The sequence below is a fragment of the Mycobacterium sp. 4D054 genome, from assembly GCF_052245755.1.
GTDB lineage: Bacteria > Actinomycetota > Actinomycetes > Mycobacteriales > Mycobacteriaceae > Mycobacterium.
In genome coordinates this window covers 76,053-89,780 of sequence record NZ_JBQQCF010000008.1, presented here as the reverse complement: position 1 = coordinate 89,780, position 13,728 = coordinate 76,053, and the positions used below count along the sequence as shown (strand labels likewise).

Genomic DNA, 13,728 nt, shown 5'->3' with positions numbered 1-13,728 from the left:
GGCACCCTACGCAGAAAAGTCGTTCCCCGCGTCAGACTGGAGCGGGCACCTTCGCGGTGGCCCGCATCTCGCGGCGCAGCGCACCGAACTCCGAGATGGTGCGCGTCGTGACCGTCGCCACGGGTCGGGCATTGCGGCCCGTCGCCTCGGTCTTGGACACCATCACCACGCTGTCGATGTAGGGCTGGATCGTCGTCGCGTTCTGCACGGTCGCGACGATCACCAGCTGGAACCCGAACTTGCGGAACGCCTGCAGCGCCTGTTGGGCGAACTGCGGATCCGACTTGGAGAACGCCTCGTCGAGCATCAGCTGCGCGAACACCGGACGGTTGGCTTCGTCTGTTCCTGCGTGTCCGGGCGCCGCAAGGTTGAAGCTCAGCGCACCGGCCAGGCAGAACGCCATCAGCTTCTCCTGCTCACCGCCGGAGTTGTCACCGGCGTTGGAGTGCGTGCGGATCAGCTCCTCGCTGGCGACATCCCACTCGGCGCAGTCGAACGTGAACCGGTTGCGCACGTCGAGCGCGTCGCGGGTCCACGCCTTGTCCTCCGGCGCCGTCGACGCCAGCCGGTTGCGCAGACGCAGGATGTCGGCGTACTGGTCCAGGATGGCCTGCTTGTCGCCGAGCCCCACCTCGGCGATGCGCCGCGAGATCGCCCGCACGATCTCGGTCAGCTCCGACACCGCCGTCAACGCCCGCGGGGTGGCCCGCAGCGTCAGCCGGGTGCCGCGGTTGAACTCCACCGCTCCCAAACCGGTGTTCACACGGGCGATCTGGTCGCTGATGCGGCGCGCTTCCTGCTCGGCCACCCGGTGCAGCGTCAGGATCGCGTCCGGGGCCTGCTCGGTGACCAGACGCATCATCCGCTCATAGGCCTCGGGCAGCTCGCGTTCGTCGATGTGCCGGCACAGTGCGACGTAGTCGTGCACGCGTTCCTCAAAATTGTCCGAGTTGTTCGGGATGGCGTCCGGGAACGACGTGTCGAACGTGTTCAGGATGCGAGCCAACTCGTCGTAGGAGCGACGTCGGCTCTCGCGCAGCTGTTCGCGTTCCTTCTTGATCGCGCCGAAAAGCGCGTCGCGGTGCGGCTCGGGATCGAGCAGCTCCAACGGCACCGGCAGCTGGGCGGCGTAGCGGTTCAGCAGCTCCGTCAACGGTTCCGACACGAACGCGGGCTGCAGCCGCTCCTGCAGCTCCAGAAGCTGCGTGCGCCGGGAGTCGAGGTCGTCGCGGCGGGTCTGGATCGCGCCGCGGCGCGTCATCAGTTTCTGGATCTGCGTCCAGCATTCGTCGGCGCGGGCGTTGAGCGCCTCGATGTCGGGGTGGTCGGCCAGCAGCAGCTCGTACTGCTCACGCAACCGGTCGGCGTGCCCGTCGGCGGTCTCGGTGTCGATCTGGCTCCACTGCGGGAACTGCTCGCAGATCGCTTTGCACGCCGCGGCCCGGTCGCGCCACTGCTGCCGCTGGGCGGCGATGTCGTCGGCGGTGCGCCGCGCCTTCTGGTAAGCCTCCTCGGCCGCGGCCAGATCGACCGTCAGCGCGTTGATCTTCGCCGACACGTCCCCCTGGTACAGGTATTCCGACTGTTTGAGCGGACGGCGGTCGTCCTTGATCGCGAGCCGGTCGGAGTCCTTGTACAGGCCGGTGTCGGTGACCGCGCGGCGGAAACGCGCGAACACATCCGGGGTGTCGACGCACACGTGGTCGCCGGCGGAGGCGACCACGTCGACGGCCTCGGCCGCGCAGGGGTGTCTCGGGTCGACCGGGAAAAGCTTGCCCGCCAACGTGTTCGACTCCGGAGCGACCGGCTCGGCGCCGAGGAACTTGGCCCGCACATGGTGCAGCTGCAGCCGTCCCCGCATGTTGGTCTCGTTGACGAACTGCAGCACCGTGGTCCAGTGCTGATCGGGCACCATCAGCCGCAGACCGACTCCGCGCAGCACCTTCTCGACCGCGGTGCGCCACCGGGTCTGGTCCGGGCGCAGATCCAACAGTTCGGCGATGTAGGGCAGCTCGCCCGCGTCGACCCCGACGGCGGTGCAGATCTGCTCCCGCATCAGCAGCGCGAACTCCGGCAGCGCCGACCCGACGTGCTCGACACGCTTGAGTTCCTTGGCGGCCTCGTCGCGGGCCATCCGCGCCGACTTCTGCGCGTACTCCGCGTCGGTGGATGCCTCCCGGTTGCGCTCCACTTTGGCGAGCAGCTCGGTGGCCTCGGCCAGCAGCTCCTCGCGCAGATTCCAGAAGTCGTCGGCCGTCTCCGGGATGTCGCGCTGCTGCGCGGCCAGCATGTCCTCGTAGGCGCCGCGCCGACGCGACACCTGCTCGGCCTCGGTCTCGGCCGCGGTCACCTGCGACTGCAGCGGACCGATGCTCGCGCTGGATCCGCTGATCTGCGCATTGAGCGAATCTGCCTCGGCCTTGGCGAGATTCAGGCTCCGGGTGACGTCCTCGTACTCGTTGTCGAGCTGCTCGATGGTGGTGTCGAGCTGCGCGATCTGAGCCGGGCACTGCGCGAACCGGATGTGGTCGGTGTAGGCCCGCACCATCGGCAGATCGACCAGATCGATGATGCCCAGATCGGTCGACTCCGACGCGTAGCGCTGCTGGATCTTCTCGATGTCGCCGAGGATCTTGCGCTTCTTCTGTGCGACCGCGAGCAGCTCGCGGGCCTCCACCAGCGGGTCGATCTGCTTGAGCGCCTCAGGCAGGCGGGCCAGGCTTTCGGGTTCGTCGAGCATGAACTCGCGGACGAACTGTTCCAGCCCACCAACGCTTTTCAGTGACTTCGCCTTGCCGAGCAGCTGCTGGGCGGCGTCGGAGGCGCGGATGCCGATGGTCGCGTACAGCTGAGCCAGGTACTGCGACTCGACCTTGGTGGTGAACCGCCAGCCGTGAGTTTTGAACACGCCGGTGTCGAATCGTGCTGCCGCCCAACGGTTGCAGACGTCCTCGATGTCGAGGTCACCGTCACCGAGGACGAAGCGGCTCGACGAGTCGTTGCGTGACTCGCCCGTCAGCCATTTGAGCACCAGGCCGGTCACGGTGCGGCCCGAGTCGCTGGAGTAGGTGACCGCCACCGCCGACCACGCAGTGCCGTCGCCGCGCAGGTACATCACCCGGCTGGTGCCGCCGTCGCTGCGCTGCCCCCACGCGCCGCGCACGTACTTGTCGACGGTGCGCCGGCCCGCGCTGGAACCCGCGGCGGTGTTGTCGCCGGAGGCGTTGAAGTTGCGCCGGTTGAACGGCAGGAACCCCAGCGAGATCGCGTCCAGCAGTGAGGATTTGCCGCTGCCCGAGGCGCCGGCGATCAGCGCGCCGCCCCGGCTGAACGGGATGTCGTGGTAGCCGTCGAACACACCCCAGTTGATGACCTGCAGCCGGGACAGATGGAACTGTTCAGTCAAGGTTGGTGTCCTCCTCGGCCGGGGTGCCGCCGCCCAACAGCAGCTCGAACTGCTGCTGCAGCTCGGTGATCACGCTGCCCGTCATCACCGCGGTGATGACGGGGGAGATGGTGTAGCTGTCCTCGTCGTCGCGGCTCTTACGCAGGATCTCCAGGCCGGCGAGCCGCGCGATCGCGGCGTCGATGCGGCCGGCGAACGTGACCGCGTCGCGGTCGGTGTCGTTGAGCACGCCGGAGAACAGATTGTGCATCTCCTCGCGGGAGATCAGCACGCTCTGCCCGCCCGCCGCACGCATCATCTGCGCCAGGTGCAGCGCCAGGATGGAGTCGTAGGTGCCGAGCGGTTCACGGCGCAGAAGCTTGATGCCCTTGGCGGATTCGTAGCGGGCCTGCTCGACGAACGCGACTCCGTCGTTTTCGTAGCCAACCTCCACCACCCGCAGGATCAGGTCGAGCTCGGACAGCCGGACCGACAGCTGGTGGCGGTACTCGAGCACCCAGGCGTAGATGTCGCTGTCGGTCTCGGCGCTGATGTAGCGGCGGGTCAGCAGGTGCTGCAACGCCCAGCAGGCGCGGTCGGGCAGCTCGGAGACGTCGCCGTCGAAGCGCGGGCGGCGCTGGTGCGGGGGACGGGCGGTCTGGTCGACCTGCGGCAGCGAGGAGAACGCCTCGAAGTCGGTGTCGTGTTCGGTTGTCACTGCGCGGCTCCGACACTGATCGGTTCTGTGAACATCAATTGGGGAACGGCGATTTCGCGGTCCTTGCCGTCCAGGGACCGAAAGCGCACGGTGGTCGACTCAGGGCTTTCGGTGCCGGGTTGCTTGAGCGCCCATGACCACAACACGATGACGTGACCGAGGTAGGCCCCTTGGCCTGAACTACCGAGCATGCCGATGGCCTCCGGCAGCGACACCGGCCCCTTGGCGACCGCGGTGTTGAGCATGTCCGACATCGCCGGCGCATCGACCTGGGTGGTGAGCGCGGCGAAGCTGGACAGGTCGACCTCGCCCGCCGCCGGCTTGGCCGGTTTCGGGGTGGACAGGTCGCCGATCTTGAAACTCAGCGCCCCGACGGAGCTGATCGCGTGGCGGGCCAGCGGCAGCTCGATGTCCAGCCGCGAGTCGATCAGGCTCGACTTGAGTAGATTGCGTGCCGCGCCGATGGCCTCGTTGAGCTGACGGGCCACGCCGCGGCTCTGCTCCAGCGTGCCGAACGCGGTGAACCGCTTGACCCGCTGCGCGCAGCGCTGCTGGATCCGCTCGACCTCGTCGATCTGATGGCCGACAAGCTCGAAGAACCCGGCCATGACCTTGCGCAGGGCCGGGTCCAGCCCGGGCAGCGCGGCGGCGACGGCGGCGACATCGGCCTCGAACTCGGCACGCTGATCGGGATCGTTGATCATCCGCAGGAACGCCCGGTGGCTGTCCCGGCCCTGCGAATCCCAAGCGGCCTGGTAGTCGGCGTACATCTGGCGCTGCCGGTCGCGGTACTCGACATTGGAGTCGATCGGCTCGTCGAGCGCGGCGGTGGCCTGCTCGATCATCGCGCCGTACTGGCCGATGTCGGTGATCAGCCGCTCCATCTGCATGGCGATCGCGCGGGCCTCGTCATAGGCGTCGGTGAGGTCGGCGTCGTCGGGCGACGGCGACTGGCCGGCATCGAGGAGCTCGAGCTCGTGACGCAGCGCCTCGATCTCGGCCTCGATGCTCTTGCGGATGCGGGCCGGGTCGTTGCCCACCTTCAGCGCCACATGCTTGAGCCGCGACGCGATGCCGGTGATCGACCCGCCGGTGGCGATGGTGTCCTGGCGGCGCATGCCGCGCAGGAAGTCCAGCGCCCGGCGCGCGTCCTGGGTCAGGTAGCAGACGTTGCGGCCTGCGGCGCCTGCGAGTCCCCGGTCATCCACGATGCGGTGCACCCAGCCCTGGCTGGCCCACGACTTGATCAACGCCAGGCCCGACTGGTCGTCGCCGAGGTCGTCGAGGTCGCGTTCCAGCCGGACCACCAGTTCGGTCTCCGGGATCACCCCGTCGGCCAGATGCCGCTCCATCAGCGTCGCGTACAGGCTCAGGTTGGTGGTGGCCAGCAGCCGGATCGCGCGCGAAGACTGCAGGTCGCGATTGAGTTCGAACAGCTCGACGGCAGACACGGTTGCGTTGTCGTCCACCTGGCCCCTCGATGTGTGCGTCGTTTGTCCGTTGCCGGACGCCCCAACATAGGGCACGGCGCAGACATCGCCGGGCGCAGGGAGGGGAGTGTCGCGGCCTTTTTGCCCGCCTGTGTGACTCGTGTGACCAGCGGGATTGCAGTGCGTGCTGGGGTTTCGCGAGACCGCCACCACGGTAGTGGTGCGGGGGAAATCACGACGCTGGTGGCGTTCTCGCGAGGATTGCGCGCGCGTCGCCGACCAGCCGGCCGATGACGGCCGCGGCGGCCTGGGCGGTCGTCACGTCGGCGACCCCCTGCCCGGCGTTGACCGGCGCCCACCGGTAGTCGTCGGCGGCGATCGCCGAACGCAGCTGCTCGCGGGCGTCGGCGTCGAGGTCGTCCTCACGGCCGTCCCAGGCGTCGGTGAAGGCGTTGCGCAGCACCCGTTCGGGGATCGTCGCCGGCCACGGGTAGCCGAGCGCGACGTCGAAGGCGCGGGTGGTGACGGTGTCGCTGTCGTCGGCGGTGAGCATCTGTTGTCGGGCCGCCTCGGGCAGCGTGGACTCCGGGCACACCGCGAACGCCGTCCCGATCCACGCGCCGGCCGCACCGGCCGCCAGCACCGCGGTCAGGGACCGGCCCGAGGAGATGCCGCCGGCAGCCAGCACCGGCACGTCGACCCGATCGAGGACCTCGGTCAGCAGCGGCAGGGTGGCGACCGCGGGCCGGCCGTGCCCGCCGCCCTCCGCGCCACGGGCCACCAGGACCTGGACGCCGGCGTCGACGGCGCGCTGCGCGTCGGCCAGGTCGGCGACCTGTGTGGCGCTCACGCAGCCGGCGTCGTGGGCGCGCGGCACCCAGGACCAGTCGTCACCGAAGCTGACCGACAGCAGCGCCGGGGCGGCGTCCAGCGCCGTCTCAAGAAGTGCGGGTTCCTTCTGAATTACCCCACTGATCAGTCCAATCCCATACGGGCGGTTCAGGTTTGCGGTGTGCCTGAGGTGCTGGCGCAGTTGTGCCGCGGATCCGGAGCTGCCGATGCCGATCATGCCCAGCGCCCCTGCCCGGCTGACCGCGGCGGCCAGTTCGCCACCGGCCACGCCGCCCATCGGCGCGTTGACGATCGGCACGTCGAGGTTCATCGCCGTCGACCACTGCGTTTGCACCGGCCCATTATCGGGGCCGTGTCAGGATGTGGGCCATGACGGTGGTGTTCGTGCATGGCAATCCGGAAACCGACGCGATCTGGGGGCCGCTGACGGCCGTGCTGGGCCGCGACGACGTGGTGCTGCTGTCGCCGCCGGGATTCGGTGCGCCGCTGCCGGACGGGTTCGGCGCGACGATGCTGGAGTATCGGGACTGGCTGGAGTCCGCGCTGGAGGGAATCGAGGGCCCGATCGACCTCGTCGGCCATGACTGGGGCGGCGGCCACGTCGTCAACGCGGTGATGCACCGGCCCGAACTGGTGCGCAGCTGGGTCAGCGACTCGGTCGGCCTGTTCGACGCCGACTACGTCTGGCACGACATGGCGCAGGTGTGGCAGACGGCCGGAGCGGGGGAGGAGTCGCTGGACGCGATGATGGGCGGCGGAGTGCCGGCGCGCACGGAACTGATGGTCTCCTTCGGCATTCCGGCCGACGTCGGCGCCGCGCTCGCCGAACAGCAGAACGACGACATGCGGAAGGCGATCCTGGCGTTGTACCGCTCGGCCGCACAACCGGCGATGGCCGAAGCGGGCCGTGCTCTGGAGGCGGCCGCGGCGCGGCCGGGCCTGTCGCTGCAGCCGACCGACGACCCGTTCATCGGGCCTCACGACAACCGGCGCCGGGCCGCCGAACGTGCTGGTGCCCGCGTCGAAGTGCTTGAGGGACTGGGACATTGGTGGATGGTCGAGGATCCGCATCGCGGCGCCGCGGCGCTGACCGCGTTCTGGGACTCGCTGGGGTAGGCCGCACGCTCGCGGGCTGGGGGTGCGAGATGGCGTACCGGCGGTCGCGTCCCGGTGAGCGTGTCGCCGTGGACCGTGTCGACCGTGGGCTGCCCGGCCGGGCAGGCACGAAACAGGGCTACCGCGGCGCGCGAGCGTGCGACTTTGTCGACACACCGGGTGGAGGGCCGCAGACACGCACGTTCGCGGGGGAGGCTTCCTACAGCTGGGCGACGGCGCGGCGGCATTGCCGGGCGAGCTGTTCCTCCCGGCCGTAGAGCAGGCCGAAGGTGAAGCCGTTCTCACCGGATCGGGTGCCGGCTTGTGCGCCCATCTGCCGCAGCATCGGCCGGGCCACCACAGTGTCCTGGAGATCGCCGAGGACACTCTGAATGCGCTTGTAGCGCTTCTTGTTCCGCTTGTTCCTCGTCGACGGATCATCAAGCTCGATCAGCTCGGTGGCATACCGCGCACGCTTGGCGGCCTTGCGGGCGCGATGCAGCAGCGCGTCGTCGGCGCCGTCGAGCGCCTCCTGGAGCCGACGGTCGGCCTTCGCGCCGGCGCGGCGTGCCCGCTTCCGCAACACCTTGGCGCCGACCTTGCTCTGGACCGGCGGGGCTTCCCGCCAGCGCTGAAGTTCGCCGACCAGGTGCTCGAACCGCGCCGTCGCCATCGCCTCGGTCACCCGCCGCCGGGCCGGTGCCTCCACACCCCGCAGGTCGCGTTTGATCCGGCCCGAAACCCGCCCCAGCACCAGCTCGTCGGGCAGCTCTGCGACCGCGGCCCGCAACCGCCGCCGCTGCACCTGCGGATCGCGCACCTCACCCAGCACACCGGCGAACCACTTCAGGTCGTCTTCGAGCGCGCCGGCGTCGTCATCGAGCGCCTTGCCGAAGACGCGGATGGTGCTACGGACGCGTCGGATGGCCACGCGGGTGTCGTGGATCGGGTCGGTGCCGTCCCGCAGCCCGGCCATGCCGTCGAGCACAAGGCCGGCCTGCTCGGTCAGATAGCCATGCAGCGGTGTCCTCGCGGGCATGGCGAGCGCATACCCGCACCCGATCGGGGGTACACGTGACCAGGTGAAAGCCCGGAACGGTCGCTGGATGCACGACCATGGTCTGTTGCTGGCGTGCCTTGGCCTGTTCGTGGTGTTCTTCGCGGCGATGATCGTGTCCGGGGCCGCGAATCACAACCAGGAAGAGCGCGACCACGGCTCGACGGAAACGGTCTCGGTGATCGGATACCTGGCCAGCGGTGACTTCGTGGAGGCGACGTTCGAGAACTGGGAATCGGAGTTCCTGCAGATGGGGATGTACGTCGTGTTGACGGCATTCCTGTACCAGCGGGGCTCTTCGGAGTCCAAGCCGATCGACGGGCAGGCGCCGCAGGACGACGATCCACGCCTGGCCCGGTTCGACCCCGGCGCGCCGTGGCCGGTGCGGCGCGGCGGCGTGGCGCTCCGCATCTACGAACATTCCCTGGCGATCGCGTTCTTCGTGCTGTTCTTCGCATCGTGGGCACTGCACGCGGTCGGCGGCGCCGCGGTGTACAGCGACGAACAGGTGCAACACGGGCAATCTGCGGTGTCGATCGCCGAATACGTGACGACACCGCAGTTCTGGTTCGAGTCGATGCAGAACTGGCAGAGCGAGTTCATCGCGGTCGCGGCGATCGTCGGGCTGTCGATCTTCTTGCGTCAGCGCGGCTCGGCGGAGTCCAAGGCCGTCGCCGAACCCGACCGCGAAACCAGCGCTTAGGTCTTCTGCGGCGGACCCGGATCGGGTGTGGTGGACGGTCCAATCGGCGACTCGGGCACCTCCTCGGGGACGAGCCGTTCGGGAACCTCGACGGGCGTGAGCCGCTCGGGTGGTTCGTCGGGCGCGCTGTCGCACCGGTTCAGAAGGACGCGCGTGACAGGCGGTTCTGCGGCGAGCGGACGCGCGGGGCGGGTGTGCAAGGTGCTGTTCATGACCGGGGCGTACCCGCGGTCGGGCGCCGGGTAACCGGGCCGGTCACCCGCAGACGCGTTGCAGCGCATCGAGCGCGTCGTCGACCTCGGTCTCGGTGGTCGCCCACGAGCAGACGAACCGCACGACGGGCACCCCGGGGTCGGGCTGGTGCACCGAGTACGCCGCGCTGAGTCGGCGCTGGGCGTCCGCGTCGAGCTTGACGAAGACCTCGTTGGATTCGGTCGGCGACGCCAGTTGCAGACCCAGCGCCTCCATGCCGGTGCCGAGCCTGCGCGCCATGGCGTTGGCGTGGGCGGCGTTGCGCAGCCAGAGCCCATCGTCGAACAGCGCGGCGAACTGCGCGGCGACGAACCGGTGTTTGCTGGCCAGATGACCGATCTGCTTCTGCACGAAGTGGATTCCGTCGAAGTGCTCGGGCCGACGGACCAGGATCGCATCGCCGAACAGCAGACCGTTCTTGGTGCCGCCCACGCTGACGACATCAGCGTCCGCGATCGCCTCCTGCGGTGAGACGCCCAGAGTGGCAACAGCATTGGCGATACGCGCGCCGTCGACGTGCACCAGCAGGCCGAGCGCGTGGGCGCGGTCGACGAACTCGGCCAGCGCCGCGGCGGTCCACACCCTGCCGTTCTCCGTGGACTGGGTGACCGACACGATGCGCGGTTGTGAGTGGTGCACGGCCTTGCGGCCCAGCACTCGTCGCTCAAGCTCGTCCGGTGCGATCAGTCCGTCGTCGCTGGCCAGCCGGGTGAGCTGAGCCCCCGACAGCCGAACCGGCCCGCCGGCCTCGTCGACGAGGACGTGCGCGACGTCGCTGCAGAAGATCTCATGCCACGGTCGCACCGCCGACGCCAGCGCGATGATGTTGGCCGCGGTGCCGGTGAACGCGAACAGCACGTCGGCGTCGGGGGAGTCGAACGCGGTCCTGATCGCGTCGGCCGCGTCCGCGGTGAGCGCGTCGCTGCCGTACGACGGGGCGGACCCGGCGTTGGCCCGGAGCAGGGCTTCGAGCACCTTCGGGTGAGCCGGTGCGGCGTTGTCGGAGGCGAAGGCAGAAGACGGCACGCGCTCCATTGTGCGCCGAGCGAGAAGCCAGGGCTGTGATCGAGGGGCTGAACGCAGCCAGGAATGCTATTCCGCGGGGGTGGTGGTGTGGGTGCGCAGCCAGGTGAAGAAATCGTCGGCGCCGAACACCGGTTTGCCGTACTCCTGCGCCTTGCGGGCCTTGCCCGACTGCGTGCCCGCTTCGGCCGTCACGAGCACGTCGCAGCGGGTCTTGGTCACCGATTTCACCGGTGTCAGCCCGGCCGCGGCGGCCATGCGCTCCATCTCGTCGCGCTCGACGATGCGCCCCAAAGCATCCTGTGCGGTGCCGGTGAAACAGATGCGCATACCCGGCGTCAACGTCGCACCGATGTCATGGCGGGCCAGAAGCTCGGTGCCGGAAAGGATCTCCACACCGAGCAACTCCTCGACGCGACGCAGGCGATCCACGACGTCTTCGGTCAGCTGCACCCGCGCCGCCGCCGCGCGCAATTGATCGGCCACCGATTGCCGGGCCGCCGGTTCCCACCCGGTATCGCCGCGCGGGGCCGTCCCCTCCCCGTCGGGTGACACCTCGTCATGTCCCAACAACACGGCACCGACGTCCCGACTGATCCGCAACACCGCCGACAAACCCGGTAGGTGATCGGCGATGGGTGTCGGCGCCGACGTATCCCGGCTCACGAGAAGCCCTGCCGTCTCGACGGATTCGGGTTCGTCGAACGCCGAAGAGCCTGCGCGGGACTCGGCGGCGCGATGGGCGTGCAACGCCGAGCGGGCGCGCTCCAGCGCGGTGCGGCCCGTCATTCGCGCGCCGCGCAGCTCGACCCCCAGCGGCATCGCCGTCACATAGCCCAGGCGCTTGAGCTCGAAATCGATCAGCCCGAGTTGTTCGTCGATCCCGACGCCGACCGGGGTGCATCCCGCCAGCATCGGAGCGATCACCGCCCACGCCTCGCGCAGGGTCGGGGCCAGCAGCACGTCGGCGACGGTGATCCCGAATCGTGTTCGCGCGTCGGCGAGGTCGCGCTGCGGGTTGACCAGCGTGGTGATCGCGGTGCCGTCGTCGAACGCGACGGCCAGCTCCACCGGCCGTGGACGCGACATCCGCCCTTCGTCGCCGACGGTCAGCATCCCGATCGCGCAGTACCGGCGCACCGCCGGGTCCGCCGCCGAGGTACGCAGGAAGCGGGCGATGCGCCGGTCGGTCTTCAAGTCCTTCGGCAGCACAGGCCTTTTCAGCACCAGACCGGCCAGCGAGGTGCACCGGCTCAGCGCCACATAGAGCTGTCCCGTCGAGAACATGCCCCCGGTCAGGTCGACGACCACCCTGTCCAGCGTCTGGCCCTGGCTCTTGTGAATGGTGATCGCCCACGCCAGCTTGAACGGCAACTGTGTATAGGAGCCGACCACCTCGCGGCCCAGCGACGAACCGGACATCACCGGTCGCGTCACCTCCCACGTGAAGGCGGTGACCTCGGCACTGGTGCCGTCCGGGAACTCCACGTCGACGACCGCGCCGTAGCGGTCATAGCCGACGCCGACGACGCGGCCCACCGTGCCGTTGACCCAGCGGTTGCCCTGGTCGTTGTTGAGCATCATCACCTGCGCGCCCACCTTGAAGCGCAGTGTCTCCTCGACAGGCGGGTCGAACAGCGTCAGGTCACCGGATGCCTTGGCGTGGTGCACCATTTCGTCCCCGGGCAGTCTTTCGAGCTGCTGCCGGTTGCGCGCCGTGACGAGCCGGTTGGTCGGCGCCAGCGTCAACCAGAACTCGTCGTCGGGCGGGACGAAGTCGTTGTCGGCGCGGGCGTTCAATTGCTCCTGCGCGTGGCCGAGCAGCACGCCTTCGCGAATCTCATTGAGAATGGCCGTCATCCGGTCATCGCCGAGCTGGCGGAACACCGTCGTCAACGACACGGTCGTAAAGTCGGCGCGATCGAACGAGTGCGCCGAGAAGAAGTACGGGGTCTCGTAACGAGGTGGGGAGGCCGACGAAAAGAAATGGGCTTCGTCCTCGCGGATCACCGGCGGTAACTGGTACAGGTCGCCGACGAGCACGATCTGCACACCGCCGAAGGGTTCACCCGGAACCGGGCCGAACCGCTGCAGCGCGGCGGCAACCATGTCGAAGACGTCGGCGCGAACCATCGACGCCTCGTCGACGATCAGGGTCTGCAGCGAGGCCAGCGTCTTGGTGAATCGGCCCGGCCGGTAACCGCCGGTGCGGATGTCCTCCAGTGTGGTGGTCGACCGGAAGCCGAAGAGCCGGTGGATGGTGTAGCCGTCGACGTTCAGAGCTGCGATACCCGTCGGCGCGACAACGACTGTGGTGCGGTCGGTGTCGGCCAGAAAGCGGCGGATCAACGTCGACTTGCCGGTGCCGGCCTTGCCGGTCAGGAACAGGTGCTCACCGTCGGACAGCCGCGCCAACGCGTGGCGGAACTCGTCGGTGAGGACGAGGCCCGTCATTCCCGGGACCGCCACCGCTGCCAGCCGCGGCGCGCCGCGAGTGCGCCGACCACCGCCGTCGCGCACCACACCACGATCGCGGCGGTCAGTAGCGGCGCGGAGAACTCGCCCAGCGTCGACCCCAACGCGGTGTAGGCGAACGCCTTGGGCGCCGACCCGATGAACGCGCCCGCGGCCATCTGCCACAGCGGCACTCCGAACGCCCCGAACGTGTAGGAGGCCAGCGCGTCGTTGACGCCCGGGATCCAGCGCTGTCCGACCACGGCCCACAGGCCTCCGCGCCGGATAAGACCGTCGACGCGCGCCGCGCGGTCCGCGCCCAATAGCGCGCGGGCGCTGTCGCGGCCGGCGCGGCGGCCCGCGAACGCCGTGATCACCGCCGACCCGATCGTCGCGCCGAGGGTGACGAAGGTGCCCAGCAGCGGGCCGAACAGGAAGCCGCTGCCGGCCGCCAGGAGCGGGCCCGGCACCAGCAGCGCGCCGAGCACCGACGACACCGCGACGTAGGTCAACGGCGCGAGCGGGCCTGTCGACTCGATGAGCCCGCGCACGTACTCGACGTCGATGACCCGTTCGATCGCGGTCAGATAGAACAGCACCGACAGCACGGCCGCGAACAGGGCGAGCCGGGTGATGTGCCTGCGCCGGGAAGTTCCGGGAGTGTCGTCGATGTCAGCCATGCCCCCGCAATCCTGCCCTAACCCCCGATTGCGGTGGCGAGATCGCCGGTCGGCGAGCACGGGCACCCCGAAAGCGCGG

At 69.2% G+C, this 13,728-nt stretch carries 11 protein-coding genes; 2 read left to right on the top strand and 9 right to left on the bottom strand.

Annotation, left to right across the window (positions count from 1 at the left end; all coding sequences use genetic code 11):
* Window positions 1–31 precede the first annotated feature (31 nt).
* From ACTWP6_RS08585 to ACTWP6_RS08570, 4 genes are all read right to left on the bottom strand, one after another.
* Window positions 32–3,406: an ATP-binding protein gene (locus ACTWP6_RS08585; RefSeq protein ID WP_443187374.1), complete on the bottom strand. Its 3,375-nt coding sequence runs from the start codon at window positions 3,404–3,406 to the stop codon at window positions 32–34.
* Complete coding sequence (locus ACTWP6_RS08580) at window positions 3,399–4,103, bottom strand: DUF4194 domain-containing protein (protein WP_443187373.1); 705 nt, start codon at window positions 4,101–4,103, stop codon at window positions 3,399–3,401. Before ACTWP6_RS08580 ends, ACTWP6_RS08585 begins: the two co-directional genes overlap by 8 nt.
* Window positions 4,100–5,572, bottom strand: a complete 1,473-nt coding sequence (locus ACTWP6_RS08575) for a DUF3375 domain-containing protein (protein WP_443187372.1) — start codon at window positions 5,570–5,572, stop codon at window positions 4,100–4,102. The genes ACTWP6_RS08580 and ACTWP6_RS08575 overlap by 4 nt, the downstream gene beginning before the upstream one ends.
* Before the next feature lie 193 nt (window positions 5,573–5,765).
* Window positions 5,766–6,695, bottom strand: coding sequence for an NAD(P)H-dependent flavin oxidoreductase (locus ACTWP6_RS08570; RefSeq protein WP_443187421.1), 930 nt, complete (start codon window positions 6,693–6,695; stop codon window positions 5,766–5,768).
* A 59-nt stretch (window positions 6,696–6,754) separates the two neighbouring features.
* Between ACTWP6_RS08570 and ACTWP6_RS08565 the strand changes: the two genes are divergently transcribed.
* Entirely contained in the window at window positions 6,755–7,501 is a 747-nt protein-coding gene (locus ACTWP6_RS08565; RefSeq protein ID WP_260757125.1) for an alpha/beta fold hydrolase, read from the top strand.
* Between the two features lie 199 nt (window positions 7,502–7,700).
* Here ACTWP6_RS08565 and ACTWP6_RS08560 read toward each other — a convergent pair whose 3' ends face one another.
* Window positions 7,701–8,519 carry a CHAD domain-containing protein gene (locus tag ACTWP6_RS08560; RefSeq protein WP_260757126.1) on the bottom strand — a complete coding sequence of 273 codons (819 nt, stop codon included), beginning with the start codon at window positions 8,517–8,519 and terminating at the stop codon, window positions 7,701–7,703.
* A gap of 67 nt (window positions 8,520–8,586) precedes the next feature.
* Between ACTWP6_RS08560 and ACTWP6_RS08555 the strand changes: the two genes are divergently transcribed.
* The gene (locus tag ACTWP6_RS08555) at window positions 8,587–9,240 is read left to right on the top strand and encodes a DUF6766 family protein (RefSeq protein WP_443187371.1); all 654 of its coding nucleotides are present in this window, start codon (window positions 8,587–8,589) and stop codon (window positions 9,238–9,240) included.
* Here the strand turns inward: ACTWP6_RS08555 and ACTWP6_RS08550 are convergent.
* Genes ACTWP6_RS08550 through ACTWP6_RS08535 form a run of 4 tightly spaced genes read right to left on the bottom strand, consistent with a single transcriptional unit; the run spans window position 9,237 to window position 13,649 of the window.
* Window positions 9,237–9,452, bottom strand: a complete 216-nt coding sequence (locus ACTWP6_RS08550) for a hypothetical protein (RefSeq protein WP_443187370.1) — start codon at window positions 9,450–9,452, stop codon at window positions 9,237–9,239. The two genes, ACTWP6_RS08555 and ACTWP6_RS08550, sit on opposite strands and share 4 nt — an antisense overlap.
* Before the next feature lie 43 nt (window positions 9,453–9,495).
* Window positions 9,496–10,527, bottom strand: coding sequence for a threonine aldolase family protein (locus ACTWP6_RS08545; RefSeq protein ID WP_260757130.1), 1,032 nt, complete (start codon window positions 10,525–10,527; stop codon window positions 9,496–9,498).
* Window positions 10,528–10,584: 57 nt separating this feature from the next.
* A complete protein-coding gene (locus tag ACTWP6_RS08540; protein WP_443187369.1) occupies window positions 10,585–12,969 on the bottom strand; it encodes an AAA family ATPase in 2,385 nt (794 codons plus the stop codon).
* Entirely contained in the window at window positions 12,966–13,649 is a 684-nt protein-coding gene (locus tag ACTWP6_RS08535) for a TVP38/TMEM64 family protein (RefSeq protein WP_443187368.1), read from the bottom strand. Before ACTWP6_RS08535 ends, ACTWP6_RS08540 begins: the two co-directional genes overlap by 4 nt.
* Window positions 13,650–13,728 lie beyond the last annotated feature (79 nt).